The following is a 25,359-nucleotide window of genomic DNA, read 5'->3' on the forward strand; positions in this document are numbered from 1 at the left end:
TACGGACTCTTTCCCATATTTGTTATATTTTCTAGTTGACGAGCATATAAACCAATGTTAAAGTTTTCACTGTCAGCTATAATGGAAAAAAAGACAAAAAATGTAAGATGCGAGTGTGTTCCTAATAGCCAAATTTTGTTGTATAATACAAAATGGCTTTGTTCTTATGGAACAATACAAAATGACAGGAAAACAAAAGGGTATGCATAGTTCAAGTCATATATAGATGTATAAAGAAAAAACTCTATCCATGGCAAAGAAAACTATGTATTTTTTATTTTAGCAGGTTTCTCTCAAAAATCGACCAAGCCTGATAGAGAAAGGGTGAAATGGATGAAGGAATCTTTGAAATTACAATTTCAAAACGTGCGATTTACATTCTTTATTGCCATCACAGTGTGGCTAAAAACGTACATTATTACACGTACTAGCTTTGACTTAAAACTAGAATCTTTCATGCAAGAATTCATTTTATTTATTAGCCCATTAGCCTCATCATTATTTCTAGTGGGTCTTGCATTATTTGCAAAAGGGAAAAAACGAAACTATATTGCACTTGGCATTGACTTTCTCCTTACCATCATTCTTGTTGGTAACGTAATGTTCTACGGTTTCTATAACGACTTTGTAACATTACCTGTACTTGGACAAACGTCAAACTTCGGTAGTCTTGGCTCTAGTGTGAAGTCACTCCTTAACTACAAAATTGTTGTCGCTTTTGCCGATATTATCTTCTTCGCAGTCCTTTTAAAGAAAAAGAAAGACTATGCAAAAACAGAGCGTGTTTCACGTCCGATGCGATCACTATATTTCGTATCAACAATTGCCATTTTCTTTGCAAACTTAGGACTTGCAGAAGCAGAGCGTCCGGAATTATTAACACGCTCATTTGACCGCGTAATGCTTGTTAAAAACTTGGGTTTATACGTACACCAAGTGTACGACCTTGGCTTACAAGCAAAATCAAGTTCACAAAAAGCATTTGCAGATGGCAGTAAGCTGCAAGAAGCAGAGACCTATGTGAAAACAATGCAAGAAAAGCCAGATCCAAATATGTTCGGCGCAGCAAAAGGGAAAAACGTAATTGTTGTATCTCTTGAGTCCATGCAGCAATTCTTAATTGGTGCAAAAGTAAACGGCCAAGAAGTAACACCATTCTTAAACCAGTTTGCGAAAGAAAGCTATTACTTTGACAACTTCTATCACCAAACAGGTCAAGGTAAAACATCTGATGCAGAGTTTCTTGTAGATAACTCTTTATATCCATTAGATCGCGGCGCTGTATTCTTTACGCATGGTAATAATGAATTTGTTGCAACACCAGAAATCTTGCATGAGCAAGGCTATTACACAGCTGTATTCCATGCAAACAACGCAACGTTCTGGAACCGTAACATGGTGTACCCAGCACTTGGTTACGATCGTTACTTTAATGAATTAGATTACAAGGTTACTCCTGAAACAAAGCTAGGTTGGGGTTTAAAAGATATCGAGTACTTTGATCAATCAGTGGATATGTTAAAAAATATTGAGCAACCGTTCTATACACGTTTCCTTACGTTAACAAACCACTATCCATTTGACTATGATGAAGCAACGAAATTAATTGAGCCATATAACTCTGGTGACGATGTATTTGACAATTACGTAGTAACAGCTCGTTATTTAGATGAAGCGTTAAAACACTTTGTTGAAGATTTAAAGGCAGAGGGACTTTACGATAACTCTGTTATTGTATTCTATGGTGACCACTACGGTATTTCTGACAACCATAACCGTGCAATGGCACAATTCTTAGGAAAACAAGAAATTACAGAATTTGATCGTATGAACTTACAACGTACACCGTTCTTCATTCACGTTCCTGGTCAAACAGAAGGAAAAACAATTTCAGCACCTGCTGGAGAAATTGATGTAAAACCAACAATCCTTCATTTACTAGGTGTTGATACAACGAACGACATTAACTTTGGTCATGATTTATTCGCACCAGAGCGCAAACCATTTGTCGTACAACGTGATGGAAGCTTCGTTACAGATCAATACATTTACACAAATAATACATTCTATAACCGTACGACAGGTCAAGTTGCAGAAGTGCCAAAAGCCGAAGCACAAGCAATGATCGACCGCGCACAAAATGAATTGCGCATGTCAGATCAAATCATTGAAGGTGACTTACTGCGTTTCTACGATGGTAACAAAGTAAAAACAGGTACAATCAAAACAACCATTAAAGAAAACAATAAAGAAAACAATAAAGAAAACAATAAAGAAAACAATAAAGAAAACAATAAAGAAAACAATAAAGAAAACAATAAAGAAAACAATAAAGAAAACAATAAAGAAAACAATAAAGAAAACAATAAAGAAAAAGACGCTGCGTAATCAGCGTCTTTTTTCTAGTTATAACATCAATATATCGATGATTCTACAATATACAACATGAATACACACCATGCAGAAACAGCTTTCAGGAAAAGCGTTGAGCAATCATTACACAACCTTAACCAAAATTTTACATAAAATTTATGAAACATCTTTATAATAAAACATGTAAGCTTTGTCCCTATGATACAAGCTACCCTCCTTATACAACGTTCTGTAATAGAACGTTGTTTTTTTGTTGCAAAGCAGGATTCTTTCTACCAGCCTTCGAATTTGTATGTGCAGACAATATTTGGAGAAGGAAGGAGAAAAACATGAAATATGAACGCTTTGTATTATGGAATGGAAAAATGATTGATACAACAAACGAACAACCTCATGTTGACTTAGAAGAGCGCGGTCTACAGTTTGGTGATGGCGTATATGAAGTCATTCGTGTTTATAAAGGTACCTTGCATTTGTTAGATCCACATATAACAAGATTATATCGCTCTATGGAAGAAATGGAGCTCACCCTTTCTCTCTCAAAAGCTGAGCTTATCGCATCCCTATACGAACTGCTGGAAAAAAATCAATTTCAAGAAGACGGCATCATTTATCTCCAAATTTCACGAGGTGTCAAGCCGCGTGTTCATGCCTTTTCCTTTGATGCAACTCCAACTATTTATGCATACATACGCAAAAAAGAACGCCCTGCTTTATGGATTGAATATGGAATTCGCGCCATAACAGAGCCTGATATCCGCTGGCTGCGCTGCGATATTAAGTCACTAAATTTACTACCCAATGTATTAGCTAGTACAAAAGCAGAGCGAAAAGGCTGCAAAGAGGCTCTTCTCATTCGTAACGGCATTGTCACTGAAGGAAGTCACTCTAACTTCTTTCTTGTGAAAAATGGAACGCTATATACCCACCCTGCCAATCATCTCATTTTAAACGGTATTGTTCGGCAATATATTATATCGCTTGCCCATACATTACATATTCCCCTGGAAGAAGAATTGTTTAGTGTTCATGATGTATACAAAGCAGATGAATGTTTCTTTACAGGAACAACCTTTGAAGTGATGCCACTGACACACCTCGATGGGACTGCTATTCAAAACGGACAAGTCGGGCCTATCACAAAATTGTTACAAAAAACATTTATGCAAAGTTTTTCTACTTCCAACGCCCTTTGGCCTTAAAAGCGGACAATTACACCTCAAAAATGAAAATATATGGATACAAAACCAAAAAAAGGTGCATTTTTGCACCTTTCTTTTTTTTGTTATCCCTTTTTAGGATATTCGGATTTCTTCATAAGCATTGACATCAATCGACAACCGTCTTAGAATTTTTATAGTTGGTAAATTTTTCATTACCTTAAAATACAGGCAGAAAGGAATCGACAAACTATGAAAAAATATCTTGCCGGTCTTGCTGCGGTATCTGTTGCAGGTGCTGTAGCGCCGACAATGGATACGGTTCAGGCAGCTGAAACCGTACAACAACCTGCAGCGAAAACAGCTCAAACGGCTCAAGCAACATCACAAAATACAACAAAGTACACAGTAAACGCGGACGTATTACGCGTTCGTACGGGTCCTGGCACTTCTAATGCCATCATGTCTCGCGTATACGAAGGACAAACACTAAACGTAATTGGACAAGAAAATGGCTGGTATAAAATTAATCACCATGGAAAAGTCGGCTATGTTAGCGGTGAGTTTGTAAATGCGGGCAATACGAATACCGCTTCTAAACCAAACGATAACACAACTGTTCGACCAGCAAGCGGAAACTATACAGTAAATGTATCCTCCCTTCGTGTTCGTACAGGCCCTAGCACATCACATACACAGTTAGGTTCTCTACATAAAGGACAAGTTGTACAAGTCGTTGGCGAAGTACAAGATTGGTTCAAAATTAACTACAGCGGACAAACAGCTTACATTAGCAAAGATTATGTAACAAAAGGCGGCTCTAATACAGATGCTGCACAGGATGACCAACAGCAAAATAATAACAACAATGTTACAGTTCAACCTGGCGGTACTTACGTTGTAAACGCAACATCTTTACGCGTTCGTACAGGCCCAGCTACATACAACAGTATCATTGGCGGCGTATTAAACGGACAAAAATTAAACGTTATTGGCGCTGAAAATGGCTGGTTCAAAGTGAAGCATAATGGACAAATTGGTTATGTTAGCAGCGAATTTGTGAAATTTGTAAAAGACGGCACTTCTACACCTACTCCGCCATCAACAAACGACCAAACTCCATCGCAAGGAAGCGGAGAATATTACGTTAATGCAAGCGCACTAAATGTACGCAGCGGCGCTGGCTCAAACTACGGTGTAATCGGAGCCTTACCACAAGGACAAAAAGTACAAGTACTTGCAGACGAGTACGGCTGGAGCAAAATTAACTATAATGGACGCACTGGATATGTAGGCACTCGCTACTTATCTAAAACACCTGTAAGCGGCGGACAAGAAAGTAAACCAGCTGAAACACCGAATAACGGAAACAATAACAACAACAATAACAACAATACAAGCAATAACTCTGGTGATATGTCATCACTACTTTCATACGCAAGATCAATGGAAGGTGTTCCATACGTATGGGGCGGCACTTCTGCAAATGGTGTTGACTGCAGTGGTTTCATTTATCACGTATATAAGAAGTTTGGTTATTCAATCAGTCGTACAAGTGTAGCTGGATATTGGGGCAGCTTCCAACATACATCTAACCCACAACCAGGCGACTTAATCTACTTCCAAAACACATATAAATCTGGTCCATCTCATATGGGTATTTACCTTGGCGGCGGTACGTTTATTCAAGCCGGTGACAATGGTGTTAAAGTAGCTTCATTAAACAACTCATATTGGAACAGTCATTTCTTAGGATATTCTAAGCCTTATTAATTGATAGTTTTAGAGCCTTCTAGATTACTAGAAGGCTCTTTTCGTTTTATTATATATATAAATACAAATTGGAAAAATGACATAAAGTGAAACTTCCTTCTGGGAACGTTTTTTTCCCGGAAGGTTAGTTGAACCAATCGGGTCCTTACAGACGGTTTGTTTGTCTCTCTTCCTTGCCTAACTTCTTACCGACTGTTTGGGCGGGATAAAGTGAAACTTCCTTCTGGGAACGTTTTTTTCCCGGAAGGTTAGTTGAACCAATCGGGTCCTTACAGACGGTTTGTTTGTCTCTCTTCCTTGCCTAACTTCTTACCGGCTGTTTGGGCGGGATAAAGTGAAACTTCCTTCTGGGAGCGTTTTTTTCCCGGAAAGTTAGTGAACCAATCGGGCTTTTATGGGCAGTTATCCCTCTTATTGTTTTCCTATTCTGACTTTTCCGTAGACGTTTGACCTCTGATGTCTGGTGTGATAAGTTACATAAGATAATATTTTCAGAGAAACGTAGCAATTCTACTATTCGCAATGTTTCGTCAATTTAGAGAGGAGATTTTACAAGCATGAATGTTTTATGGGGAATTGGCGGCGTGCTTGGAATTTTGGCAATTGCAGTTTTATTGTCTTCCAACCGCAAAGCTATTAATTGGCGTACAATTTTAATTGCGCTAGCTATTCAGATCACTTTCTCCTTCATCGTATTAAGATGGGACGCTGGAAAAGCTGTTTTAAAACATGCTGCTGGTGGTGTACAAAGTCTTATTAATTTCTCATATGAAGGAATTAAATTCGTTGTGGGCGATCTAGCAAACACTAAAGGTCCTTGGGGCTTCGTCTTTATTATTCAAGCATTACTTCCAATTGTATTTATTAGTGCACTCGTAGCTATATTATATTATTTTGGTATCATGCAATGGTTTATTTCAATTATTGGCGGCGGGTTAAGCAAACTTCTTGGCACTTCAAAAACAGAAAGCTTAAATGCTGTTACAACTGTTTTCTTAGGACAATCGGAAGCACCGATTTTAATTAAACCTTACTTAGATCGCGTAACAAATAGTGAATTCTTCGCTATTATGGTTAGTGGTATGACGTCTGTTGCCGGCTCTGTTCTTGTTGGTTATGCGGCAATGGGAATTCCGCTTGAGCATTTACTTGCAGCTGCTATTATGGCTGCACCTTCAAGCTTACTGATTGCAAAATTAATTATGCCGGAAACGGAAAAAGTAAATAACGATGTAAAGCTTTCTACTGAGCGTACAGATGCAAACGTTATTGATGCAGCAGCACGCGGTGCATCTGAAGGGATGCAGCTTGTTATTAACGTTGCAGCCATGCTTATGGCATTTATTGCGTTAATCGCTGTATTAAATGGTCTACTAGGATGGATTGGTTCTTGGTTTGATATAAAACTAAGCCTTGATCTAATTTTTGGTTACATCCTGTCTCCACTCGCTGTACTAATCGGGGTTCCGCCGCATGAAGCAATTCAAGCAGCTGGTTACATCGGACAGAAACTTGCAGTGAATGAATTCGTTGCATACGGAAATTTAGCTCAGCATATGGGAGACCTTTCCGAAAAAACAAACATTATTTTAGCATTTGCAATTTGCGGCTTCGCAAACTTCTCATCTATTGCAATTCAATTAGGTGTGACAGGTACACTTGCTCCTTCACGCCGTCAACAAATTGCACAATTGGGAATTAAAGCAGTAATTGCTGGTACATTAGCTAACTTCTTAAACGCTGCCGTAGCAGGCATGATGTTTTAATACATGAAAATCCCTTTTAAGTTTTTCACTTAAGAGGGGTTTTTTATATACAATTCCCTTTTATCCCTCGCTCATCGTATAACAAGCTTTTAATCATGATGAAAAGTCGCACTCTACACTTCAAACATACGGTGTGATTAGATCACTTGACTCATCTTCCTTCTAATTACACATATTACAAGTAACCTGTGATATTTACATTAGGGGGCGTTTACCATGAAAAGTACATCCTATGAAGTATTATTAGTATGGATTGTACAAATTCTTTTTTATTTCAGTACAGTACAGATGACCGAATACAAATATGCTCTTATCTTTACAATTATGTATGTGGCTGTTCATTTGTTATTCCTATTCATCCCCAATAAACGAGCTTTTGTACTCTTTATTATCGGAACCATTCTTTCTGTTTTCTATTTATTTTATGAAGCATGGTTATACTTATGGAACACATCAGAACAACTCAGCTATATCATATTTCATTTTCTCGCAGCTTCTAACTTCTTCCTTATTTACATTTCAACTTATTTACTCAAACAAGTTGTTCACGAAAATAAACGTTTAACAGAACAGCTTACAAAATTAGAACAATATATAGCTGGGACAAAATTATTAACAAAACAAGAATTTGAAAATCGCGGCATATTACTTGAAGCTGCGATGAAGCGCCGCGATGAAACAGGAATTATTATCTACTTTGACTTTTCATCTTTCAGTAAATATACGCGCGGCAGCGTGATGAATCGCGTTGCCTTTCTTCTATTAAAAACAGTACGCAATAATTTTGACCTAGTGGGAAAATATAATGATGAAAAACTCGTCATTCTCTTGCAAAACACAAATGCAGCAGGAACAGAGATTGTCATGAACCGATTACAAGAAAAGATGAAAACATGGCTAACCGACGATGCGATTAAACAAATTCAACTGAAACAAGAACAGATTGGAAAACAGGAGTCACCTTCACTATGATAGCGCTCATTCTTCTTATTTTATTTATGTTATTTTGTATACTTGTTTTTTGGATTAGCATCTTCTTTTCGATCAAATATGTTCTTATTTTTACAGCATTTTTATTTTCCGGCTTGCTTGCTTATTACTCTCTCTTAACAATTGCCGGGTTAATTCATCGCAATCGGAAACGAAAAGATCGCACGCTTTCTCATTATCCGAGCGTTGATATTTTAATTCCTGCCTATAACGAAGGTATCGTAATAAAAGACACGTTAGAAGCGATGGCAAACATTGAATATCCAGGTCAACTAACGGTTTACTTATTAAATGATAACTCACACGATGAAACAGGAGAAATTGTCGATAGTTTTGAACAAGCTTATACACATATTCGGCATATTCGTGTTCCGCCTGAAGAACCGAAAGGAAAATCACGCGTTCTAAACTATGGATTAAGCATTTCAGATGGTAAATACTTCTGCGTGTACGATGCAGATAACCAGCCAGAGCCTCATGCGCTTCGCATGCTTGTGGAATATGCAGAAACAATAGAAGATGCCGTTGGAGCAGTCGGTCATGTACGAACGGTGAACGAAACACACAACTGGCTTACCCGCATGATTTCACTTGAATTTCAAGTTTTTCAACTGCTTATGCAATCTGGGCGCTGGCTCTTATTCCAAACAGGTTCTTTAACGGGGACAAATATGCTTCTTCGCCGCTCTGTTTTAGAAGAGCTCGGCGGCTATGACCCTTATGCAATTGCAGAAGATGCCGAACTCACACTTCGAATTACTCATAAAGGTTATCTCTTACCGATTGTACCTGAGTCTATTACATGGGAACAAGAGCCAGAACATTTGAAAGTATTGATTAAACAGCGCACACGGTGGTTACAAGGAAATTTATATATTTTAGAGAACATGCTCTCTTCCTTTGATTTCTTCAAAGGAAAACTTCTTGTTCACTCCTTACAGCAAGTATCGGTCTATGTTGTCTTTTGGCTGTTTCTCATCATTTCAAACGTTTGGTTCATCATCGGCTTACTCGGTATCTTTCATATTCAATACCCAATTCCACTTATGTTTATGTGGTATGTTGCATACGTGACATATACATCTCAACTATTCAGTGCACAAAGCGTCGAAAAAACATTCACACCGATAAACATATTTATAAGTGTCATTATGTATTTCACATATGCCCAGCTCTTCACATACTTGTTTATCCGAAGTCTCATCCTATATTTACGTGCAAAAAGCAAAAAACAGGTCATCGGCTGGGACAAAACAGTACGATTTAAAAAGAATAAATAAAGTGAAACTTCCATCAGTGGTCCCCCACTGATGGTTAGTAGAACCAATCGGACTCATGCCAGCAGTTGTCCCCCACCTATCTTCTTCACTTTTCTCTAAATCTTGAGGTGAGGGTCTTACTTAGCGTGCCCAGAATCGCAGGGGCATGCCTTGCGATACAATTCAAACGAGTTTCTACTATATATATAGAAAAAAATAAGCGCAGAGCTGCCGTATGCTCTGCGCTTATTTTAACCGTAAACTTATATATTGAACTAATACCCCTTAGTTGAAAGTTACTTTACGCCCATCCCCCAACGAACGTAACACTTTCTTATATATACGACAAAAGTGGATCCTACTTTTGTGCGACCAATTGCTTTTCTGGTTCTTTTGTAGGTTTTTCTATCTTTCGCTCTTCGTTTTCATGTACTGCTCGGTGCGTAGCACGCTTTAAACAAATATGCTTCCACTTTCGTTCGTAACGTTTCATTACTCTGGATGTCCTCCCCTTAGTTGCCGTAAAACTTAAATTGAAATCGCTTACAGGAAATAATATAGCACATTTAGGAGGATGTGACAACACATTTTCGACATTTTTTTGTCAATATTACACAAAATGAAAAGCATCCTAACTAGACGGTTTCTTTTTCCCCTCTTGCTGGAATAAATAATACGTATTTCATTCATTGTGATATGTTACAGAGATGAAAAAGAACAAATTTGTTCTATGACAACCCCTTCTTTTTGTAACAATTGTATGATGATTTTTCGTAAAACAGGGCTATAATTTGTGAAAAACAGCACAAATTGATTATGTTTAAATAACTATTTTGGAAATAAATTAATAAAATACGCAACGGAAGTAATCCTTTCATAACACTATTGTAATACTACTGAAACACGATTAACCCCCTTAAAATATTTACTCCCCTCTCCTAAATCCTGCAACATGTAATGAAGTCCCTTAAAACTCAAGAAAACAGCGGTTTGTTTATGTATTTTTTTATATTACAAAGTATTAATGAAGTGTTACGAATGGTTTGTAATTGTGTGATTTCCCATTTTCGCTGAAAACCTGTTGCTATAATGAGGACACGAAAACAAAAGCATAGGAGGCTATTCATGAAAAAGTTACTTGGTATAGCAACAGCAGCAGTTTTTGGTCTTGGGATTTTCACTTCTTCTGCACAAGCAGAAACAGTTGTTAACGCAGACGTTCTCAACGTACGAGAAAACCCAAATATTGAATCAAAAGTTGTAGGTAAAGTATTAGATGGTTATAAATTAGATGTTAAAAATACAGAAAACGGTTGGCTAAAAGTAAACCTAAATGGTAAAGAAGGATTCGTAAGCTCCGAGTTTACGAAAAACATCTATTATGTAACAGCAAACGTATTAAATGTACGTGCTGATGCAAACACAAACTCAGAAATTCTGGGTACATTAAAGAAAGATGATGTCATTCAAACGACACATCAAGTTCAAAACGACTGGTTACAATTTGAATATAACGGAAAGACAGCTTATGTAAATGTTCCTTATTTAACAGGTACTGCACCTGTTGTGACAGCACAAGAACAAGCACCTGCTCCTGCAAAAGCACAACCAGCTCAAGCTCAAGCAACGCAGACTGCTACACAAACAAAGGCTGCACAAACAAAAGCTGCACCAGCTGGCGGCCGTGAACTAACAGTTGAAGCAACTGCTTATACAGCTGACCCAAGCGAAAATGGCGGCACACATGGCGGTCATGTATTAACTGCTATGGGGCATGACCTAACAGCAAATCCAAACATGAAAATGGTTGCTGTTGACCCGAAAGTAATTCCACTTGGATCAAAGATCTGGGTAGAAGGATACGGAGAAGCAATTGCTGGTGATACTGGCGGTGCAATTAAAGGAAACCGTATCGACGTCCTAGTCGGCTCTGATGCCGCTGCAAACCAATGGGGACGCAAACATGTAAAAGTGAAAATTTTAGACTAAATGCTATTGCTATAAAAAAAACAAAGCCAGCTCTCATCAGTTGAGAGCTGGCTTTTATTTTGCTTATAATAAAGTGAAACTTCCTTCTGGGAGCGTTTTTTTCCCAGAAGGTTAGTTGAACCAATCGGGCTCTTACGGGCAGTTATCCCCATCTATCTTCTTTGCTTTCTCTTACTCTTGAGGTGGAATATTACTGCCCGTTAGTGCGGGATAGAAAGAAAAGGAGGCACATGTATGAATATAGACGCAAAAGTTGACTGGATTGGCACACCTACTCCATATATATATAAAGACGATGTCACATACGATGCGACTGCAATTGATTTTTCATTAGAGCATGACGATAACCGTTATAGACTAATCGTATTACAACAAGATGAGGACGTACAGTATAAAATTATACAATATGGCGTCAAACCTGGTGGACAAAAACCATTTCCGATTGATACCGGCCACCACTTCAAAAATAAAACCATTCCTTTAATCGAAATGATTTTGCAAGATCCTTACGTACAAAGCGTATTACAACAAAAGACTACCTCTTCTTAAAAGAGATAGTCTTTTTTGCGTGAATTCTGTGTTTCTGGTGTGACTGTAATAATATGCTCGTTACGAAAGCTTTTAAACTTCATAGATCCACCACCATAACGAATGTGATATTCTACCATAATTTTCAAATGTTTTTGAGAATAAACTTGTTTTTTTCTATTTTTATACTCATTGTGTTTATAATGTAGAAGAAGGAAATCTTTTGCGCGGAGGAACGTTATGCTTCAACATTCAATTACGAAAGATGAGATTATGGAAATCGCCAATGAATTTTTGAAAGGACTAGATCCACAGCAAGCATCTGACAAAGAACAAGTTTCAGATGCACTTCAGCTCTACCGTAGCGGCCTCGTGTATAACGTTGATTTTGATGGATACACATTATCGGGGACAGTTGAAAACGATGGAGGTATTTTTAGTGTAAACATCCCTATTCGAAACGTGTCGGAAAGTTATTGCGACTGTTTTTCACCGACGCAATGTAAACACATGCTCGCTGTATTGCTCTATGCAGCCGCAAGCTTTGGGAAAGTGGGAGACATTCTAACTTTATTTAAAAATAAAAGTAAACCTACTCTCCCGCCTATTCGCACAGCACGGCAAATGTTGCAAACAACATCTTTTAAAGATACAGATTACAAAAGCTGGCTTGCCTATTTTGAATCTGAATACGATACATTCGCAAAAGAACACAAGCGCTTATCATACAAACAAATGTATTTTCTGATGAACATTTTCATGGATTTTTATATGAAAATTGAACGAAAAGCACCGCGCATTGTTGCTGTTCACGAACTGTTTAGACTGAGTGCAGCTCTCTTTTCTTTTCAAAAGCTGCTTGAGGAAATACAAATATTTGAAGAAGATGAACTCTATTCCTATCATAAACCAATCAATATTGTACGGCTCTTTGTTGATAAAATAGAAAGCATTGTAAGGGATTTTAAAGCTGAGCCGCTTCCAGATGTACTTACGCCATTTTTGCAGCACACTGCCGAAGTGCTACATACAATCTTCTTCTCGTCCTCTTCCTATACACAAGAGCGATTTTTTATTTATCGCCACATATGGGGAGAGCTTTTCACAGAGCAAGCTTGGATACAAGAAGAGGAACTGCGGATTGCAACAAAGGTTCATCCCTTATCAAAAGCACTTGCATCCGCTCACCTTCTCTTTCTACAGAAAAAGGATGCAGAAGCAATGGATGTACTAAGAGCACAGCCACCACAAGTTGTTGGACTTTACTTTGACTGGTTGGAAGATTTATTAAGTTCCATGCAGTGGGAGCGAGCAGAACAATGGCTATCATTCACTTACAAACGAGTGAAAGAAACGATAACTGCCGAGCACGATTCATACTTTGTGAAAGATGTTGTCCGTTTATTTATGATGATGTATGAAACATATGCCACGCATACGAACGAACAAGCTGGCTATGAAATGGTTCTTCAAGAATTATTGCCATATAGTTTTGTAAGCTATGAGCAATATGTGCTCGCTAAAAAGCAATATCACACATGGACAGAGCTTCATTTACTATATGGATTTGAAGCAATTGAATTGTTAAAAGAACCGTTAAAAGAAATTGAAAAAGAAGCGCCAGAAGCTGCTCTTCCGCTCTATCATTATGCCGCAATGCAAGCCATTGAAGAAAAGAATCGAAAATCATATCGCAGAGCGATTCGCTACTTAAAAAAATTGAGAACACTTTACAAAAGGCTCAAACGGACAGACGAATGGGATTACTTCATTATAATGATTGCCTCCTCTCACTCACGGCTGCGGGCATTGCAAGAAGAACTGCGGAAAGGAAAGTTGATCCATGACAACACAAATTGACATTACCATTCGGCTCGAACGAATGAAAGAAAACTGGTTTCTTTGGGCAGAGGATGAAACAGGAAGCAGCTTGCCTCTAAGCAGTTGGAAACAACATGCGTTCACATGGCACTCCACTTCTTTCTACGGAACATTTTTGCAAGAAGGAACATATGAACAGCGAAGCGGTATCATTTTGAGCGCTGCCCAAGCATTTGAATATATCGCCAAAAAGCCGGTGAATTCATTTACAAAGCTGCAAACAAGCGCAAACATTACTGAACTCAAGCCAGTCGCTCAGCAGGCTTGGGAGGCTTACACAACAGGAAACTTTCTTCCAGACATCAAACACTGGGGCCAGTATCCATCATGGAAAACCGCTCATGAAGAAGAAATGGATGAAACGGTGCAAAAGCTGTTTTCAGAAGCGATTAATGAAACACTCCGGCATCATACTCGCTCTGACGATGCATGGGAGGATGCAAAGCGTTTATATGAGCATTATGACTTTACGAAACGACAACTTGAAACGGCTATTCATGAAAACGATTGGCTACGTAAAATTGGCTATATCGAGGATGATCTACCATTTGCAATTGGGCTTCGATTACAAGAACCAGAGAATGATTTTGAAGCATGGAAGCTTGAAACCATACTAACACCAAAACGCGGCAATCAGCGAATATCCGTATATACAGGCACCGATTCGCTGTCAAAAAGGTGGATAAACCATGAAGAACGTATTATCGAAACGCAAGAAGGTTTCGGCAAACTCGTACCTTGGTTAATGGAAGAGGACGTATTTCGGAGCGAATTATACGAAACGGAAGCATGGCGCTTTTTAACAGAAGCCAGCAATGAATTGCTAGCGGCCGGTGTTGATATTTTACTGCCATCATGGTGGCAAAACTTAAAAGCAAATAAACCAAAGCTGCGCGTCCAAGTGAAACATAATGCGAAAACAGGGCAGGCATTCTTTGGAATGAATACGCTCGTAGATTTTGACTGGCGCATTTCTACAAACGGCATCGATTTATCAGAGGCCGAATTTCTCGCGCTCATTGAACAAAACAGACGTCTTATTCACATAAATGGACAATGGATGAGACTTGATCCAGCATTTATCGAAGAAGTGAAGAAGCTGATGAAGAAAGCAGACAAGTACGGCCTTGAAATGAAAGACGTCGTGCAGCAGCGATTACTACGAAGTGCAGAAACTGAAGTAGTCGAAGAAGAAAATCCTTTTGCAGATATGGAATTTGAATTCGATGATTATTACGATAAACTGTTTGAAAGATTGCTGCACATTGGAGAAATTCCATCTGCCAAGGTGCCTGCTTCCTTACAAGCAACATTAAGACCATACCAGCAGCAAGGTGTCGAGTGGCTCCTCTACTTACGAGAGCTAGGATTTGGCGCGTTGCTAGCCGATGATATGGGACTCGGAAGTGCGAAACGTTCGTATATAAGTGTTGCTTAAAACACGAAATTACGGGAATAAGGTTTTGCCTTATTCTAACTGTATCGTTGAAATATTAGGTGAAACTCCTAATTAGAACAAATGACCTTTCTGTTCTATCTATAATACTCCTGCATGCGGCAAATTACCTTTATAACTTGCTGTATGAGAGCCAGGTGAAGTCGTCTACTGACGGGAGCCTACATTCCCTGATATGAGGCGGTAGTCCTTAAAAGCATTCTATGGTGAGCGAAGACGAACCCTCGTCATGCACGCACCGTTACCCATAGCCATCTTACGTAGGTCAAAGGATGGTCTGAGTGAAATATTTGTATATTTTCCTAAGATACAAATGCAGCTTCGTTACTTTGCCTAAATGACGAAGTTGGCTCGAGAAGTTAAGGTCAATCTAACTTGAGCGAAGTAACTCCGGTGTATAGAGGGCACCTAAGGAATGCAAAAGAAGGGATAAACGATACGGAACGTTTGAGATTCAATTCGTGGAGTATAAAGGTACGACGAAGCGAGTTGAAAGTCAGCGGTGTCATAGTAGCAATAATAGATGGGCTTTGATGTGACTATAAAGCAGACGAAATTCTGCGGAAGTGTCACGGAGCAGAAAAACATCTTAGCGAAGGGCACCAGTCGGTAGTGTATGTTAATCAGCAGATTCTACGGTAAGACGACCCTTTCTTTAAAAGAATGTGGAAGTAAAATAGTTAATTCACGCATAACCAGCTATTCCTCAAACAAGGAGGTTATTAAACAACGTGAAGGTAGATGCTCGTAGAATCAAATCAGAATTCATGTTAAATAGAACATTGGATGAAATGTATGCTAAATCTAAAGATGGTAATGAACCTTTCTACAATTTGATTGAACTAATGAAAAATCGGGAAACTATTATTACGGCGATTCACAACATAAAATCGAATAAAGGTAGTAAAACAAAAGGAATAGACAACAAAGATATATACAATTATTTGCAACTACCAGAGCAAACTTTACTCAATTTAATAAGAAGCTGTATCGATAACTATTATCCAAATCCAGTTCGAAGAGTATATATACCAAAAACTGATGGAAAGAAACGCCCTCTCGGAATACCTACAATTCTAGATAGAATTATTCAAGAACTAGCCAGAATCGTTCTAGAGCCAATAGCAGAGGGAAAGTTTTACGAATACAGTTTTGGATTTAGACCAAATCGAAGTATTGAACATGCTCAACGTGAGGTTCTAGATAGAGTACAAAGAAGCAAAATGTATATCGCTATAGAAGGAGATATACGTGGCTACTTCGATAACATCGATCATAATAAACTTCTAAAAATCATGTGGAGTCTTGGCATTAGAGATAAACGTTTTTTAATGCTTATCAAGAAAATGCTAAAAGCAGGAGTTATGGAAAATAACATGCAAATAGACAATCACTTAGGAACCCCGCAAGGTGGAATTATTTCACCTCTATTAGCGAATATATACTTAAATAATTTCGACTGGATGATAGCAAGAAAGTTCCAAGATCATTCTGCTAGATACGATGTTTCTAATCCGTACAGTGATGGACTAAGACGTGTTCATAAAAAACATAAGAAATGTCAAATCGTTAGATACGCAGACGATTGGATTATTCTATGTGAAGATATGGACCAAGCCGAGTCCCTCCTAAGGACAAGCAGAAAATATTTAAAACATGTACTAAATCTTGAGCTTTCAAACGAAAAAACAATTATTACAGACTTAAGGAAAAAACGAGTAAAGTTTCTAGGATTTGAATTCTTTGTTGAGAAGAACCATAGTAAGAAAACAAAATCATTAAGTTGTCACAGCATTCCCGATATTAAAAGACTGAAAAATAAAGTAAGACAAGTAGCTAAAGAAATACGTAAAATTCATAACTTACGACAACCACGCGAAAACATAGCAATACTTGAAAAAGTAAATTCCATGATTGTAGGAATTGCTGATTTCTATAAAACGAGTTCAGCAGCTCATATTATGAAACGACAAGATCAGAAGTTGTATCAAGTGGCGTATAAAAAATGGTGTAAGTTGCAAAGCGGAGGACAAAAGAGACGTTGGGAAAACTATGTGATTCCAGCTAAGGAAACAGATAATCGCCCAAACAGACATCAACGGAGGAACGATAGAATTTTCTACTTAGAAGCCGATGAAATCAAAATTGGGCTAACAAAATTCTCTTTTACCGAAGCTCGCATCCCTAACCGATGGATAACAGGTATATCCTGCTACACCGAAGAAGGAAGAAAGTTCTTAGAAACAAAAAGAAAAAAGAAATTTCTCCTAGAACGAGATGTTATCTACTCTCAAGAAACTTTATGGAGCCGGATATACGAACTGAAACATAAAAGACTGCACCCAAGATACAACTTCGAATACATCATGAACAGAGAATACGCCTACAATCGGGATAAAGGAAAATGCAGATGTTGTGACTCATTCCTTTATCCATGGAATATACACTGTCATCATATAAAACCGTGGTTACCATTATACGAAGTAAATAAAATTCCAAATTTAGCTACTGTATGTCAATCTTGTCACCTTATGATTCATGAAAAGAAAAATGTAGAAGGTTCACCTAAAACCGTTAAGAAGATTGAGAAATTCCAACATCAATTAACAAAAGAAACTGCTGATTATAATGCAGCTATGAATGCGAGTTCATAGCCAGCAACGAAAACATGTAGAGAAAACTACCTGTGAGTAGAACACTATCGATGGAACGCCGTGTGCATTGAAAGGTGCATGCACGGTGTGGGACGGGGGAAAAGTTGGAGATCGTATCAAATACTTACCTATCGTCATAAAGCATTCAAACCATTACTTACTTACTATACACAAAAGAACACAGCCTAAAAACAGGGCCAGCGCTTATTGTAGCGCCTACATCAGTCCTCGGTAACTGGCAAAAAGAATTTGAGCGTTTTGCACCGAGCTTACAAGTAAAGCTCCATTACGGCGGCAACCGGGCAAAGGGAGAAGACTTGCCTGTCTTCCTGCAAGATGCCGATGTGATTCTTACATCCTATGCGCTAGCACAGCTTGATGAAGAAGAGCTAAACACACAGCTGTGGGATGCGATTATTCTCGACGAAGCGCAAAATATAAAAAACCCGCATACAAAGCAATCGCGTGCGGTTCGGAATTTACAAGCAAATCATAAAATCGCTTTAACAGGAACACCGATGGAAAATCGTCTATCAGAACTATGGTCTATTTTTGATTTTCTGAATCACGGCTATCTTGGCAGTTTGCCGCAGTTCCAGCGTCGCTTCGTTTCACCAATTGAAAAAGATCGCGATGAGAAAAAGATTCAGCAAGTGCAACGTTTAATCGCACCATTCTTACTGCGCCGTACGAAGCAAGATAAGACAGTTGCCTTGAACTTACCAGATAAACAAGAGCAAAAAGCATACTGCCCGTTAACGGCAGAGCAAGCATCGCTCTATGAACAACTCGTTCAAGATACATTAAAGAATGTAGAAGGATTAACGGGGATTGAGCGCCGCGGATTTATTTTGCTCATGCTAAATAAACTAAAACAAATTTGTAATCATCCTGCTCTCTATTTAAAAGAAGACACACCAGCAAACTTAATTGAGCGTTCTATGAAAACAGAAACATTATTAGAACTCGTGGAAAACATACGCGACCAGCAAGAAAGCTGTTTAATTTTCACGCAATATATTCGAATGGGGAATATGCTGCAAACATTGTTAGAAGAACATTTTGGAGAGCGCGTCATCTTCTTAAACGGCAGTGTACCGAAGAAAGAACGCGATAAAATGATTGAGCAGTTCCAAAGCGGACAACACGGTATTTTCCTTCTCTCTTTAAAAGCAGGAGGAACGGGCCTGAACTTAACTGCAGCCAACCATGTTATTCATTACGACCGCTGGTGGAACCCTGCCGTTGAAAATCAGGCAACAGACCGTGCTTATCGAATCGGTCAAAAGCGGTTTGTTCATGTGCATAAACTCATTACAACAGGAACACTTGAGGAAAAAATTGATGAAATGCTAGAGCGGAAACAATCGCTCAATAATGCGATTATTACAAGTGAAAATTGGATCACAGAGCTGTCAACAAACGAGCTGAAAGAATTACTAGGTGTATCCGTCAATTAGAAAATAATAAAAAAAGTATATATACCACGGCCTCTCCCAATATTCTACCTGGGAGAGGCCGTGAAGTTTTTCTTAGAATCGCTCCTGATTTTGAACGTTAGATAACATTTTTCTCTTCATCTATAGAACTATGAGCAGTTTTACGTTTAGATACAAAATAAGAAATAATAACCAGAATAGTAATCATCATGGTTAAGAAAAACTGTGAACGCATAGAATCAATGAATGCCATGGCAATCAGAATAACGACCATAGCAATAATCGTTACGTATGTTAAGTAAGGAAATAGCCACATTTTTAGCTTCATTGCTTCTGGATTTTCTTTTTCCAACTTTCTTCGCATACGCAAATGCGAAACAGCAATAGCAAGATAAACAAGTAACGCAATAGCTCCAGACGCATTCACTAAAAAGAGAAATAATTTATCCGGAGACACAAAATTAAAAATAGAACAGATGTAGGCAAAAAATGTACTTGCTAAAACCGCTCTTACGGGTACACCATTCTTACTTACTTTTAAAAGTGCACGTGGCGCATTCCCATTTTGAGCAAGAGAAAACAGCATACGAGAGTTCGTATATAGAGCTGAATTTAAACAAGAAAGAACTGCGACTAGAACGACGACATTCATAATTTGAGCGGCAGCTGGAATACCAATCATATTAAGCATTGTTACATACGGACTTTCAAGCGACTCAGCGGAATTCCAAGGGAGAAGAATAACCAGTACACTCACTGAACCAATAAAAAAGAGTAGAATACGCCAAACAACACTATTGATTGCTACAACTACTGATTTTTCCGGATTAGATGATTCTCCGGCTGCAATTGCTGCAATCTCCGCACCAAAAAATGAGAAAATAACAGTAATAATACCAACAAAAACGGAACCAAATCCCTTCGGCATAAATCCTCCGTGTTCTGTAAGATTAGACAGCCCTGGTGATTCAACTCCTGGGATAAAGCCAAAAATAATCGCTATCCCGATACATATGAATGCAATTATTGCCACAATTTTAATCATCGAAAACCAATATTCAAATTCACCAAACGATTTAACGGAGTAAATGTTTGTAAGCGTTAGCAAAAGGGTTAAAATTAAACTTACTAACCAAATCGGCATAGAAGGAATCCAACCATGAACAATCGCTCCTCCTGCTGTCGCCTCGATAGCAATAACAATCACCCAGAAAAACCAATATAACCATCCAATGGTATAACCTGCCCATGGTCCAATCGCTTGTCGTGCGTAGATGGAAAAAGAACCGCTGTCTGGATTCACGACTGCCATCTCCCCAAGCATACGCATGAGTAAAACGATAAGCAAACCTGCTATTGCATAAGAGAGAATAGCACCAGGGCCTGTTTCGTGTATAACCGCTCCACTACCTACAAATAACCCTGCCCCGATAATTCCGCCAAGAGAAATCATTGTTACATGCCTTGATTTTAGCTGCTTCTGTAGTTTGTTCTGCTGTTGCTCCATTATTTTTATCGCCCCCAAATACTTATTCAACTTACTTGATGCAATTTTTATGCCAATTTTCAGTAAATTTAGAATACCTTACAACTACTGCATCCTATCATTATCGTTTCGACATTTTTCGTATTTTCAAAGTGTAAAATTAAGTCATATTAGCATTAATCAAGTCAATTGTGACTTATATTCTTTTGGGTACCGGACCTTAATCCTATTTGGACAGATTACTATCGTCAGCTGGCCAAAATATTAGCGTGCTATCCCCTATAAAAAGTCCAACGGGTCAGTAATTGAAAATAAAAAATCCCCCTAGATAAACAATAGAAAAGAGCCCATCATACCAGATGGACTCTTTTTTACTGTCTACCTAAAGGGGAAGGATTTAGCTCCTTTTTCTTTTCCAATAGAAACTGCTTATTAAAATCCCCGTGAAACCACCGCACGTATCTAATACAGAATCTTGCCACATCGGTGTACGGTCACCCGTAAAGGATTGATGAATTTCATCTATTCCCGCATAGGCAGCGACGAGAAGCAGCGCCAGCTGGAAAGCTTCCTTTCTCCTAAAGCCATATTGAAATAATGCGATATACAACAGTGCACCAAGAATACCAAACACAGTAAAATGAGCACCTTTACGAACAAAAAATTCGATAAAACCGCCTACCCCTTTGTTGGCAATGCTAACAGGTGTGCCGCCTCCATAATCAATGGATACCCATGAGAAATGTTCTTTCACCCACTCATCATTCACATGTTTTGTGATATCCGAACGCATATCTTGCTTCGTATACGGCTGAGATGAAGAATAAAAAATGACTCCTATCCATAATAAAACGGGGATCCAGAATAACCACTTACGATTCATATTTGAAACTCCTTGTCCTATTTCTTTCAAGCGTACCAAAAAAAAGAAAAAAATTCACGCCAAAAGTATGACCTTACCTCCTATATATATGACGAAAAGGAGGTGAAAAACATGGCAATTCAAACGATTGTATCTGATATGAGCTTACGTCTTGTCCTAAACGGCGGTACAGACAAAAACGGTAAAGCCATCATGAAAAACAAACAATTTAAAAATGTAAAAACAAATGCAGACTTAAACAAAGTGCACGAAGTCGCAACTGCAATTGCATCTTTACAGCAGCATAAGCTTGATGCAGTTCAACTTGTCAGCACAACCGACGTATCTAATCAATAAAGTGAAACTTCCATCAGTGGGGGTTTTCTTCATCCCCCACTGATGGAAAGCTCTCACCAATCGGGCTTTTACGGGCAGTTTTCTTCCCCGCTCATCTCCAGCTTTTACTGCCCGCGAATAGCGGGATAACAAAAGGAGGTTATAACAGATGGAAGTACTAGAACTCGTTTTCTTAAAAGAAGACGGTAAAACGACAACTTTTTCTATCGAGAATCCGATTACACCTGTAAACGAACAAACCGTAACTAGTGTCATGGATACAATTGTATCCTCTGATATTTTTCTCGCACTTGGGCAATCTGCGCGTAAAAAAGGAGCAAGGATCGTCGAAAAGACTATTTCTGAAGTAAACATCAACGCATAGCAAAAAAGAAAGAGGAGTGCGGCTACTCCTCTTTCTTTTTTGGCATTTCAATTGGTATAAAGATATTTGAAATACCAACTGAAACATATTTATAGTTTTCTTTCCCTATCGTAAACTCTGTTGTATATGTCGAAAAGAAAATATAATCATTACGCTTCGTATAGTGATCAATCAGTACGCCCACTTGCGGCTCTACATATTTCTTCGCTAGTTTCTTCCCCATTGTAGCTAACTCACCAAAAAGTCCTTCTTGGTCTTCTTTCTCTACTTCCGTTAATTTCTTATGAATATCATTGCGCGTCATCAACTGCTTCGCTGCCCAGTCCGTATATTCTCCTTTGCTCGGATTACTATTAGCTAAATATACGAAAAGCACTAGAGCCAAAGCGAGGAGCACATATTTCCATTTCATATTTTTCACCGCCTATCTATTCTATTTTCATCTATATGAAATTTCATTGCAAATTAGACAACATGAATGATAGAAACCTCTTACAAACCCAATATTTAACATAGATTTACAAATATTTTAAATTATTTTTATATTCTAGTTTTATAATTGAAAATATAATTCATAATAACAATATATAAGGAGGTTTTTACATTGACTGAATTAGCTGATCGGTATGAAATTTCAGCTCATACAATGTCACTGGAACCGTACGCTCATTCATTTTACCAGACAAAAATTTTGGACACACGAGGAACCTTCTTCTCAGCAAAAACACCATTACAGCTCATTCAGGAAAGTTGTCTTCTGAGAAACTACTCTACCTATGAAGGAAAACGATTAGCCATTCAAAAATGCTGTCATTTTAAACAAAACATTCCAATCCCTATCGATCATCAGCACTACATTTGCGCCATCCCTACAAAGTCACCTTCATCTTGGCCCTGCTCCTGGATATTTTACGCTTATATAGAAAAAGTTGAACGTCATGATTCCCGGCACACAAAAATACATTTCCGTAACGGTAAGGCACAAATTTTCCCGATCAGTTTCTACCAAATGGAACATCAATGGATAAGAGCTGGCCATATTTTAGCGAAGCTCAATCTTCTAGATCGATACCATGACAAAAGTTAATACATATAGCAAAAGGAGACAACCTCATATGTTGCCTCCTTTTTATCCCGCTATTCGTGGACAGTAAGATCCCCACTGATGGAAGTTTCACTTTCGTTCATTTTTTTGCTGCGTACACCCGCATTTCTTTCAGTGCTTGCCGATATATCCAGCGCACTTGATGATAAGTCATGCCTAGCTCAGTTGCAATCTCATGCATCTTCTTTCCCCCGTAGAAATGCTCTAGCAGAACAAACCTTTCTTTCGCCCCTAGCATACTCATATATTCGAAAGCTTCTGCGTACTTCTCCTCACCGCCTACATTTTCTAATATATTTTTCTCCGTGCAAACTTCCCGGTCTTGCAAACGGCGCTCCTTCTTTAACTGCGCTAGCAAGTAACCGCGCACCGTTACAAGCGCATATGCCGGAAAACTTCCCTTCTCCTCATCGTATCTGTCATACGCCCGCCAAAGCGCAATGAGTCCGCATTGATAATACTCTTCATAATCTCGGTAAATACAAAGCTTCCTCATTTGATTTCTAATCATCCCCTCATACAGTGCTACTGTTTCTGCAAAGGTAACTGGCTTCATGTTCAGCCCATTTCTAAAAGGCATGCCTCTTTGTTATTCCGCGGTACCTTTACCTTATAAAAAAACAGTACAGCCTTCACCGCACTGCATTTCATGATAGATAAGCAAAATTTCAAATTTACCTATGCAATATTTGAAAATTTACTAGTCTTATATAAAATTTGATAGCAAATTTATCTTCAGCGGCAATATATCGGCGCTTTTTTCAATATACCGAACGCAATTTAAAATATATGGGCGCTTCGACACAATATAAAGTGAAACTTCCATCAGTGATGCTTTTCTCACCGATGGAAAGCTCTTACCAATCGGGCTTTTACGGGCAGTTTTCTTCCCCGCTCTTCTCCAGCCTTTACTGCCCGTTACTTTTACGGGCAGTTTTCTTCCCCGCTCTTCTCCAGCCTTTACTGCCCGTTAATGCGGGATAAAGATACTTCGCCAACGTACGACAAAAAAACGGCTCTATATGAGCCGTTTCTATAAATATGATCTTATATTATGCTTTTGGGAATAAACCACCAACTGCTCCAAATGCCATTGATAAAATAAAGAAAATAACAACAAGGATTGTCGCTTGTTTCTTGCTTAGGCCTGCTGTAATGTGCAGTCCTAATCCTGTTACCACCAATCCCCAAATTGCGAAAACTTCAAATGATTTTGCAATGCCATGTACAACGCCGCCAGTAGAAGCAAATACCGGCCCTAATCCTGTATACAATTCTTGACCATTTCCGCCAAGAATCCATGCTAATCCCATATTAATAATGCCACCAATAACTGTAATAATACTAGAATAAACAGTAATTGCTAATAACTTCTTATAAGACGTATCATTGCTCATAAACATCATTAATACTTTATACAGAGCTGCACCAATAAAGAATGTAACTATAACGCTAATAAATGCCATTACAAATCCAGTGCCTAATGCGATTGCTATAGGCATTTCAAAACCAAGCTCTTTATTTTTTGCGACAACTGCAGGGTCTATAGAATATAAATATGTAGCCGTAGCCCCGATAAGGCCGCCTAATACAGCCATTAAGAAAAACGCGCCCCACACCGGTGCATTACTTTTCATTCTCTCAAACTGCAAACTAGGCGAGGTAATCATTCCAAATAATGAGGGCTTCTCTCCACTTACCTTCTGCGTGTTTACGTTCGATTCCATATGTAAAACCTCCTTTTATTTGATACCCGTTCTAACGGGTGGGTAATCCCTACTTTTATAAATAGAGATTAACCACCCACAAGAACTGGGTGTTATCCCGTATTAACGGGCAGTAAGACCCCCACCTCAAGATTCAGAGAAAAGCAAAGAAGATGGGTGGGGGATAACTGCCCGTAAATGCCCGATTGGT

General features: G+C 38.5%; 18 protein-coding genes and 3 pseudogenes. 15 read left to right on the forward strand and 6 right to left on the reverse strand.

Annotated elements, in window-relative coordinates:
* Positions 1-333: 333 nt before the first annotated feature.
* The 6 genes and pseudogenes from NKR74_RS22575 to NKR74_RS22600 form a co-directional block, all read left to right on the forward strand.
* Positions 334-2,250 (forward strand): annotated as a pseudogene (locus NKR74_RS22575) (LTA synthase family protein); the annotation flags it as partial.
* A gap of 452 nt (positions 2,251-2,702) precedes the next feature.
* Positions 2,703-3,575 carry a D-amino-acid transaminase gene (locus tag NKR74_RS22580; protein WP_098310967.1) on the forward strand — a complete coding sequence of 291 codons (873 nt, stop codon included), beginning with the start codon at positions 2,703-2,705 and terminating at the stop codon, positions 3,573-3,575.
* 210 nt (positions 3,576-3,785) lie between these two features.
* Positions 3,786-5,306 carry a C40 family peptidase gene (locus tag NKR74_RS22585; RefSeq protein WP_253630902.1) on the forward strand — a complete coding sequence of 507 codons (1,521 nt, stop codon included), beginning with the start codon at positions 3,786-3,788 and terminating at the stop codon, positions 5,304-5,306.
* A gap of 557 nt (positions 5,307-5,863) precedes the next feature.
* Positions 5,864-7,072 carry a NupC/NupG family nucleoside CNT transporter gene (locus tag NKR74_RS22590; RefSeq protein WP_253630903.1) on the forward strand — a complete coding sequence of 403 codons (1,209 nt, stop codon included), beginning with the start codon at positions 5,864-5,866 and terminating at the stop codon, positions 7,070-7,072.
* 216 nt (positions 7,073-7,288) lie between these two features.
* Positions 7,289-8,044, forward strand: a complete 756-nt coding sequence (locus NKR74_RS22595; protein ID WP_253630904.1) for a GGDEF domain-containing protein — start codon at positions 7,289-7,291, stop codon at positions 8,042-8,044.
* Positions 8,041-9,342 carry a glycosyltransferase family 2 protein gene (locus NKR74_RS22600; protein ID WP_253630905.1) on the forward strand — a complete coding sequence of 434 codons (1,302 nt, stop codon included), beginning with the start codon at positions 8,041-8,043 and terminating at the stop codon, positions 9,340-9,342. Before NKR74_RS22595 ends, NKR74_RS22600 begins: the two co-directional genes overlap by 4 nt.
* Before the next feature lie 337 nt (positions 9,343-9,679).
* Here the strand turns inward: NKR74_RS22600 and NKR74_RS23985 are convergent, their stop codons facing one another.
* On the reverse strand, positions 9,680-9,814 hold the full coding sequence (locus NKR74_RS23985) for a hypothetical protein (RefSeq protein ID WP_301287741.1): 135 nt from the start codon (positions 9,812-9,814) through the stop codon (positions 9,680-9,682).
* A 632-nt stretch (positions 9,815-10,446) separates the two neighbouring features.
* Between NKR74_RS23985 and NKR74_RS22605 the strand changes: the two genes are divergently transcribed.
* From NKR74_RS22605 to NKR74_RS22630, 6 genes and pseudogenes are all read left to right on the forward strand, one after another.
* Positions 10,447-11,310, forward strand: a complete 864-nt coding sequence (locus tag NKR74_RS22605) for a 3D domain-containing protein (RefSeq protein WP_253630906.1) — start codon at positions 10,447-10,449, stop codon at positions 11,308-11,310.
* A 234-nt stretch (positions 11,311-11,544) separates the two neighbouring features.
* Complete coding sequence (locus tag NKR74_RS22610; RefSeq protein ID WP_253630907.1) at positions 11,545-11,859, forward strand: DUF3910 family protein; 315 nt, start codon at positions 11,545-11,547, stop codon at positions 11,857-11,859.
* Positions 11,860-12,078: 219 nt separating this feature from the next.
* On the forward strand, positions 12,079-13,698 hold the full coding sequence (locus NKR74_RS22615; protein ID WP_253630908.1) for an SWIM zinc finger family protein: 1,620 nt from the start codon (positions 12,079-12,081) through the stop codon (positions 13,696-13,698).
* Positions 13,682-15,130: pseudogene (locus tag NKR74_RS22620) on the forward strand (SNF2 helicase-associated domain-containing protein); the annotation flags it as partial. The gene NKR74_RS22615 and the pseudogene NKR74_RS22620, both read left to right, overlap by 17 nt.
* Before the next feature lie 776 nt (positions 15,131-15,906).
* On the forward strand, positions 15,907-17,829 hold the full coding sequence (gene ltrA, locus NKR74_RS22625; RefSeq protein ID WP_253630909.1) for a group II intron reverse transcriptase/maturase: 1,923 nt from the start codon (positions 15,907-15,909) through the stop codon (positions 17,827-17,829).
* A gap of 140 nt (positions 17,830-17,969) precedes the next feature.
* Positions 17,970-19,289: pseudogene (locus NKR74_RS22630) on the forward strand (DEAD/DEAH box helicase); the annotation flags it as partial.
* Between the two features lie 97 nt (positions 19,290-19,386).
* On the opposite strand, the gene gabP reads toward NKR74_RS22630, so the two are convergent.
* On the reverse strand, positions 19,387-20,775 hold the full coding sequence (gabP, locus tag NKR74_RS22635) for a GABA permease (RefSeq protein ID WP_253630910.1): 1,389 nt from the start codon (positions 20,773-20,775) through the stop codon (positions 19,387-19,389).
* A 376-nt stretch (positions 20,776-21,151) separates the two neighbouring features.
* On the reverse strand, positions 21,152-21,637 hold the full coding sequence (locus NKR74_RS22640; protein WP_253630911.1) for a VanZ family protein: 486 nt from the start codon (positions 21,635-21,637) through the stop codon (positions 21,152-21,154).
* A gap of 111 nt (positions 21,638-21,748) precedes the next feature.
* Here NKR74_RS22640 and NKR74_RS22645 point away from each other — a divergent pair, with 111 nt between their 5' ends.
* Positions 21,749-21,973: a DUF1659 domain-containing protein gene (locus NKR74_RS22645; protein WP_098310955.1), complete on the forward strand. Its 225-nt coding sequence runs from the start codon at positions 21,749-21,751 to the stop codon at positions 21,971-21,973.
* 148 nt (positions 21,974-22,121) lie between these two features.
* Positions 22,122-22,337 carry a DUF2922 domain-containing protein gene (locus NKR74_RS22650; protein ID WP_253630912.1) on the forward strand — a complete coding sequence of 72 codons (216 nt, stop codon included), beginning with the start codon at positions 22,122-22,124 and terminating at the stop codon, positions 22,335-22,337.
* Positions 22,338-22,359: 22 nt separating this feature from the next.
* Here the strand turns inward: NKR74_RS22650 and NKR74_RS22655 are convergent, their stop codons facing one another.
* Complete coding sequence (locus tag NKR74_RS22655) at positions 22,360-22,749, reverse strand: DUF4359 domain-containing protein (RefSeq protein WP_253630913.1); 390 nt, start codon at positions 22,747-22,749, stop codon at positions 22,360-22,362.
* A 192-nt stretch (positions 22,750-22,941) separates the two neighbouring features.
* Here NKR74_RS22655 and NKR74_RS22660 point away from each other — a divergent pair, with 192 nt between their 5' ends.
* On the forward strand, positions 22,942-23,424 hold the full coding sequence (locus NKR74_RS22660) for a competence protein ComK (RefSeq protein WP_253630914.1): 483 nt from the start codon (positions 22,942-22,944) through the stop codon (positions 23,422-23,424).
* A gap of 97 nt (positions 23,425-23,521) precedes the next feature.
* On the opposite strand, the gene NKR74_RS22665 is transcribed toward NKR74_RS22660, so the two are convergent.
* A complete protein-coding gene (locus tag NKR74_RS22665; RefSeq protein WP_253630915.1) occupies positions 23,522-23,998 on the reverse strand; it encodes a sigma-70 family RNA polymerase sigma factor in 477 nt (158 codons plus the stop codon).
* A 496-nt stretch (positions 23,999-24,494) separates the two neighbouring features.
* Entirely contained in the window at positions 24,495-25,169 is a 675-nt protein-coding gene (gene yknW / locus NKR74_RS22670; protein WP_253630916.1) for a YknW family membrane protein, read from the reverse strand.
* Positions 25,170-25,359: the final 190 nt, after the last annotated feature.

Origin of the sequence: Bacillus sp. 3103sda1, assembly GCF_024159135.1 — a bacterium.
Lineage (GTDB): Bacteria > Bacillota > Bacilli > Bacillales > Bacillaceae_G > Bacillus_A > Bacillus_A rhizoplanae.

Coding starts and splice junctions, on each gene's coding strand:
- NKR74_RS22580 (WP_098310967.1), top strand. CDS start 2,703: ATGAAATATGAACGCTTTGTATTATGGAATGGAAAAATGATTGATACA.
- NKR74_RS22585 (WP_253630902.1), top strand. CDS start 3,786: ATGAAAAAATATCTTGCCGGTCTTGCTGCGGTATCTGTTGCAGGTGCT.
- NKR74_RS22590 (WP_253630903.1), top strand. CDS start 5,864: ATGAATGTTTTATGGGGAATTGGCGGCGTGCTTGGAATTTTGGCAATT.
- NKR74_RS22595 (WP_253630904.1), top strand. CDS start 7,289: ATGAAAAGTACATCCTATGAAGTATTATTAGTATGGATTGTACAAATT.
- NKR74_RS22600 (WP_253630905.1), top strand. CDS start 8,041: ATGATAGCGCTCATTCTTCTTATTTTATTTATGTTATTTTGTATACTT.
- NKR74_RS23985 (WP_301287741.1), bottom strand. CDS start 9,814: ATGAAACGTTACGAACGAAAGTGGAAGCATATTTGTTTAAAGCGTGCT.
- NKR74_RS22605 (WP_253630906.1), top strand. CDS start 10,447: ATGAAAAAGTTACTTGGTATAGCAACAGCAGCAGTTTTTGGTCTTGGG.
- NKR74_RS22610 (WP_253630907.1), top strand. CDS start 11,545: ATGAATATAGACGCAAAAGTTGACTGGATTGGCACACCTACTCCATAT.
- NKR74_RS22615 (WP_253630908.1), top strand. CDS start 12,079: ATGCTTCAACATTCAATTACGAAAGATGAGATTATGGAAATCGCCAAT.
- gabP (WP_253630910.1), bottom strand. CDS start 20,775: ATGGAGCAACAGCAGAACAAACTACAGAAGCAGCTAAAATCAAGGCAT.
- NKR74_RS22640 (WP_253630911.1), bottom strand. CDS start 21,637: ATGAATCGTAAGTGGTTATTCTGGATCCCCGTTTTATTATGGATAGGA.
- NKR74_RS22645 (WP_098310955.1), top strand. CDS start 21,749: ATGGCAATTCAAACGATTGTATCTGATATGAGCTTACGTCTTGTCCTA.
- NKR74_RS22650 (WP_253630912.1), top strand. CDS start 22,122: ATGGAAGTACTAGAACTCGTTTTCTTAAAAGAAGACGGTAAAACGACA.
- NKR74_RS22655 (WP_253630913.1), bottom strand. CDS start 22,749: ATGAAATGGAAATATGTGCTCCTCGCTTTGGCTCTAGTGCTTTTCGTA.
- NKR74_RS22665 (WP_253630915.1), bottom strand. CDS start 23,998: ATGAAGCCAGTTACCTTTGCAGAAACAGTAGCACTGTATGAGGGGATG.
- yknW (WP_253630916.1), bottom strand. CDS start 25,169: ATGGAATCGAACGTAAACACGCAGAAGGTAAGTGGAGAGAAGCCCTCA.